Source organism: Cyanobacterium stanieri LEGE 03274 (genome assembly GCF_015207825.1).
GTDB lineage: Bacteria > Cyanobacteriota > Cyanobacteriia > Cyanobacteriales > Cyanobacteriaceae > Cyanobacterium > Cyanobacterium stanieri_B.
This window is the reverse complement of sequence record NZ_JADEWC010000019.1, coordinates 58,791-64,846: the sequence shown is the minus strand read 5'-3', so window position 1 is coordinate 64,846 and position 6,056 is coordinate 58,791. Positions and strand designations below refer to the sequence as shown.

4 protein-coding genes are annotated in these 6,056 nt (G+C 40.5%); all 4 read left to right on the top strand.

The window, feature by feature from the left end:
- Positions 1 to 239 precede the first annotated feature (239 nt).
- The 4 genes from IQ215_RS09530 (at position 240) to IQ215_RS09515 (ending at position 6,009) form a co-directional block, all read left to right on the top strand.
- Complete coding sequence (locus IQ215_RS09530) at positions 240 to 1,286, top strand: FecCD family ABC transporter permease (protein ID WP_206688566.1); 1,047 nt, start codon at positions 240 to 242, stop codon at positions 1,284 to 1,286.
- A gap of 11 nt (positions 1,287 to 1,297) precedes the next feature.
- Positions 1,298 to 2,086: an ABC transporter ATP-binding protein gene (locus IQ215_RS09525; RefSeq protein WP_193801074.1), complete on the top strand. Its 789-nt coding sequence runs from the start codon at positions 1,298 to 1,300 to the stop codon at positions 2,084 to 2,086.
- Positions 2,087 to 2,317: 231 nt separating this feature from the next.
- Positions 2,318 to 4,948 carry a TonB-dependent hemoglobin/transferrin/lactoferrin family receptor gene (locus IQ215_RS09520; RefSeq protein ID WP_193801073.1) on the top strand — a complete coding sequence of 877 codons (2,631 nt, stop codon included), beginning with the start codon at positions 2,318 to 2,320 and terminating at the stop codon, positions 4,946 to 4,948.
- 164 nt (positions 4,949 to 5,112) lie between these two features.
- The gene (locus IQ215_RS09515) at positions 5,113 to 6,009 is read left to right on the top strand and encodes an ABC transporter substrate-binding protein (protein WP_193801072.1); all 897 of its coding nucleotides are present in this window, start codon (positions 5,113 to 5,115) and stop codon (positions 6,007 to 6,009) included.
- The last annotated feature ends 47 nt before the right edge of the window (positions 6,010 to 6,056 follow it).

The following is a 6,056-nucleotide window of genomic DNA, read 5'->3' as shown; positions in this document are numbered from 1 at the left end:
GAGTGAGGGTGATGGGGAGTGAGGGTGATGGGGAGTGAGGGTGATGGGGAGTGAGGGTGATGAGGGGTTTATTTTAATAAATATATTAATCATTTGACCTTTTATATTTATTGATTATTATTTGCAATTATTTACAAAGTTGGTTATAAAAGAGAAAAGAAATAAATGGTGTTCGTAATTATCGATTTATGCCATGTTTCTAGAAAATCCTTTAATAATAGTAATTACAGCAAAATGCCATGACTGTTGATACGGGAGTTCGACCTGTTGAGACTAGCCATTCGTTAGATAGTTTTGAAAGTCATCGTAATAGTAGAAAAAACCAATTGATAATAATGATTATTTGTGTCGCTCTACTATTGACTTTTTTTATTTCTTTGTCATCAGGCTCAGTTTCTCTTAGTTTTACGGAAATTTATCAAGCCCTTAGGGGTGAGGGAGCGCAAATAAATCAGGTAATTATTTGGGATTTGAGATTACCACGCATCCTCGCTGGTTTTGTGGTGGGGGCGGCCTTGGGTACTTCTGGGGCGTTGTTACAGGGAATGTTGCGCAATGCTTTGGCAACTCCTTTTTTGCTCGGTATTTCCGCAGGGGCGGGGTTGGTGGTGGTGGTGTTAATTACCCTGAATGTTTTTTTGTACATGATTCCCCTTGCTTCTTGGTTGGGGGCAATACTTACCACTGGTTTGGTTTATTCCCTCGCTAGAACTGGCAATGGCATCGGCGTAGAGCGTTTAATCTTGGGTGGAGTGGCGGTATCTTCTTTGTTTGGGGCGATCCAAACTACTTTACTCTTACTCTCGGATGATGGAAGGATTCAAAGGGCGCTTAATTGGATTGTGGGAAGTCTTAATGGACGGGGTTGGGGAGAGTTAACCCTTGCTAGTCCTTACATTTTAGGTGCGATCGCCCTTGCTTGTTTACTTGCTCGTTTTGTCAATGTCCTTAACCTCGGTGATGATTTGGCGGTGGGTTTGGGGATTCCCCTGGGGCGATCGCGCTTACTCATAGGTGGCACGGCTACCATGTTGGCGGCAGGGGCAGTGAGTATCGCAGGGTTAATCGGTTTTGTGGGCTTACTCGTACCCCATGCCATGCGCTTTTTATTCAAAAGCAACGATTATCGTCTTTTAATACCCATGTCTGCATTAGGGGGGGCGATGGTATTGTCTTGGGCTGACTTAATATCTCGCATCGGTGCGGTGGAATTACCCGTAGGCGCTGTTACCGCCCTCATTGGTTCACCCCTTTTCGTATGGCTATTGTACAGACGCTCTTTTTAAGATAATTTACTATGCCTCTAAATACTTATAACTTATATGGTGGTTACGGAAAAAGTGCCATTATCAAATCAATTGATCTCGATTTAGAAAGGGGAGAATGGCTTAGTTTAGTGGGTGCTAACGGCTCAGGAAAATCAACCCTCCTCAAACTTATCTGTCGCATTCTCAAACCCAGTCAGGGAAAAATTTTACTAGACAGTAAAGACATTCATAACCTTCCTCCCCAAACCGTAGCCAAAAAAATCGCTATCCTACCCCAACAGCAAACCATTCCCCAAGGCTTAACTGTTCGTCAGTTGGTAAGTTTGGGGCGTACCCCTCACCAATCATGGTATCAATGGGATTTGACAGGGGAAGACCAACAAGCGGTATATCAAGCCCTCCAAGAAACCGAATTAATGGCTTATGGCGATCGCCCTGTAAGCGAATTATCAGGAGGAGAAAGACAAAGAGCGTTTTTAGCCCTTGCCCTTGCTCAAAATCCCCAAGTATTATTACTCGATGAACCCACCACCTACCTTGATATTCATTATCAACTGCAACTATTAGAACTATTGAAAAAGTTGAATAAACAAGGTTTGACCATCATTACAGTTTTACACGAGATTAACCTAGCAGTGCGCTATAGCGATCGCCTAGCCCTCCTCAAACAAGGACAAATCTATCAAATCGGCGACATAGACACCGTCTTAACCCCCGAAAATATATCCGCCGTTTTTGACGTAGAAACGATCATTATCGATACCCCCATCGGTAAACAAATTTGTCCCCTTAGTACCTCTGTTCCTGCCTATGTTTAAAAATAGGGAATGGGGAATAGGCAATGGGCAATGGTTAAACAGTTAACCATCTTAAATTAAATATCTATTTTTATAATTTCAAGTCCCCCAGAATTGAGGGATTTAGGGGGCAAAACCTAACACTCATTGCTCCATAATCAGCCGATTTAGAAAAAACCCTAACACTCATTCCCCCCTTATTAAGGGGGGCTAGGGGGGATCTATTCAAACTATTTTTAAACCATCAAAAAAATGAACAAAACCCAACGACAAATAATAAAAAAATCTACTCTATTATCATTAACAATTCTTGCCATAACTAATCCCGTAGAAGCCCAAGAAACCAACATAACAAATCAACAGCAACCCCTAATGGTTGCCCAGAATAATAACAAAACCACCATTACAGGCATCCAAATAAACCCCCGAGAATCAGGAATCGAAATCACCATCAAAACCGATGACGGCACATCTCCCATTCCGTTGATTATGAACGAATCAGAGCAAGTAATCATCGACTTTGTAGATACTGCCCTCAACATTAACGGTGACAATCAATTTCAGGTAAATGACGTTAGCTCAGACATTAGTAACATTACCCTTAGCACCCTTGATAATACCACCGTCAGAATGGTAGTTACAGGCACTCAACAAACCCCGTTCGGTGAAATAGTACCCTCCCTCGATAACCTAGTTTTGAGCCTAACCACAGGGCAACGAAACACCGCTCAGAACATTTTTAACCAAGATGACATTACCATCACCATCACAGGTACACGAACCGCCCGAAGACTTCTTGACTCTGCCAATTCCATCACTGTTATCGACTCCCAACAAATCGAAAGACAACTAATTCAAAATATCCAAGACTTAGTCAGATATGAACCAGGAGTATCCGTAGGCAGATCCGCCAATCGTTTTGGTACTCAGGATTTTAACATTCGAGGTATTGACGGCAACCGAGTATTGTTACAAGTAGATGGTATTAGAATACCCGATAACTTTGTGGGTAGGGGTAGGGATTATTTTGATTTAGAAACCACCAAAAGGGTAGAGATTATCAAAGGGCCAGCTTCTGCTTTATACGGTAGTGATGCCATTGGCGGTGTAGTTTCTTTTATTACCAAAGACCCTCAAGACTATCTCGATGTTTTTGGTAATTCTTTTTATACCAGTGGGCAGATAGGTTATGATAGCCGAGATGAAAGCATTTCCCTCACGGGGGTGTTAGCAGGGGAAGACGAAGACGGAAAACTACAATTTTCCACGGTGTTTGGTTTTGGTAGTGGTTCAGAATTTAAAACCAGGGGAGATGCAACCCCTAACCCCCAAGACACTCAAGATTTAAGTCTGACGGCGAAATTAGTCTATAACTTTAATGAAAATAGTAGCCTTAAATTTACAGGGGAATTTTTGGATGAGGAAGTAGAAACCAACCTTCTTGATGAAGTGGGTAGAACACCTTTTAACCTTCGCCCCCCTAATATTGTATTTTTCGATCGCCAATTATCCGAAGCCACGGACACCCGTAAAAGAAACCGTTTCAGCCTCGACTATAACAGCACCAATCCCAGCCCTTCATGGTTAGATGCCATCAATGCCAAGATATATTATCAAGATGCCTTCATTCGAGAACAAAAAATATCGAGCGGTATCCAACAATCCTTTGGCATGGGGCCACCGAGATTCGCTCCTGTTACTAGAGATGAGATTAACGAGTTTTCCCAAGAAGTATTTGGCGGCGAAATTCAGTTACAAAGTGACTTTCAAACTTCTAGGGCATCCCATCGTTTAGTTTATGGTTTAGAATTATTCAACACAACTACTTCTCGCCCAAGGGATAATACCCTTATTTTTGCTGATGGTAGCACCAGTAAATTTGTTATTGGGGAGGAGTTTCCCAACAAGACTTTTCCTGATACCGACACTCTTCGCTTAGGGGTTTATATTCAAGATGAAATTGAAATGGGTAAATGGTCAATCATACCCGGTTTACGGTGGGATTATTTTAGTCTCAATGCTAATGAGGATGATGATTTTCGGCGTATTAATGTAGATAATTTTGAGGTGGAAAATCGTAATGACTCGGCTTTTTCTCCCAAAATTGGTGTGGTTTACAAGGCTACCCCAGAGTTATCTTTATATGGACAATATGCTAGAGGTTTTCGCAGTCCTCCTTATGATGATGCTAATATTGGTTTTACTAATTTTGCATTTCAATATGCGGTGTTACCCAATGCCGATTTAAGCCCTGAAACCAGTGATAGTTTTGAAATTGGGGTACGTGGTTCATATCCTCAAGTGGATTTTAGTTTAGCAGGGTTTTATAACAACTACAATAATTTTATCGATAATGTGGCTCTGGGCGATCGCCCTAGCGACGGATTCCAACAATTTCAGGCACAAAACATAGATAGTGCAGAAATCTATGGTGTAGAAGCAAGGGCAGAATATTTCTTTAACCCCACCAGACAAGACGGTTTTAGCTTAGTGGGTAGTCTCGCTTGGACTGAAGGTAATAATAACAGTAATAGTAACTCTGTACCACTAAATTCTATTGATCCCTTTCAAGCCGTAGTTGGTTTAAAGTATCGAGCACCCGAAGATAGATGGGGCTCAGAATTAGTAGGAACATTTGTTGGTGGCAAAACTAGAGTGGATGGAGATAATTTATTTCTCCCCGATGGTTATTTTTTACTAGATTTAATTGGCTACTATAATTTTTCTAAAAATGCCTCTTTAAACATTGGTTTATTTAACTTATTTGATCAAAAATATTTTGTTTGGTCAGATGTGCGAGGTACTACTATTGACAATGCCAATTTAGAACGTTTTGCACCTCCCGGATTCAACGCAGGAATTAACTTCCGACTACGTTTTTAATCTAGTTTTGATCATCATCTTGATGGGTTTTTAATAAATAGCTGTAGCAGTCTTAAATCATTTATGAGAAACTCACATGAAATTCCCCCCTTACCAAGGGGGGCTAGGGGGGATCTTATTTTCATCCATTATATAAAAATATCAAATTTACCTACAAAAAAACTATGAAAAATCAAATCACAAAATTACTACTATTATCCCTTTCTTTAATAACCATTACCGCCTGTAATAATTCCGAAAATATTACCTTGCAAGAGAATCAACAAGAAAGTATCAATACCGAATTAGAAACAGTTAATCAACCCCAAAAAATTGTTGCCCTAACCTCCCTCACTGCAGACATTATCTATCAACTAAACCCTGAAAAATTAGTAGGAATTCCAGGTAGTAGCCTAACCAGAAATGACCCCCGATTTGCAGATTATCCCACCGTCAGCGAAGGAAATACCCCCCCAGACTTAGAAAAAATAGTCGCCCTTGAGCCAGATTTGGTCATTGGTGCAGAGGGTTTTAGTGATCAAACCTTAGCAAAACTTGAAGAAGTGGGCATCAAAACCATTTCTACTAACGTCGATAGTTTAGAATCCTTAACCACATTAACTCAAAATATCGCCTCTATCATGGGGGAAAATGCTCAACCCCTATTACAAAATTATCAACGATGGATACCTCCTCAGATAAATGCTGATACTTCTGCTTTGGTTTTGGTAAGCCGTCAACCTATTCTCGCTCCTAATAAAAATAGTTGGGCAGGGGATTTATTAAATCAATTTCAATTTAATAATGTGGTAGCGGATTTACAGGGTAGCTCACAATTTGGAGGTTATGTAACCTTATCTCCTGAGAAAATTTTGGCAACTAATCCCGACATTATCATTTTAGTAGATCCAGGACAACAGGGCATAGAAGAACAAATGAAAGCAGAGTCTTTTTGGGGAGATTTACGGGCAGTAAAAGAAGATAAGGTTTATGTATTTGATTATTATGGGTTGGTGAATCCGGGTAATACGGTTAAGGTTGAGGAAACGGTTAATAAACTATCGGCTTTAATGGAAGAATAGATTTAAGAAAACCTCAGTTCGGGATAACAGTTGTCAGTATGGTTAGG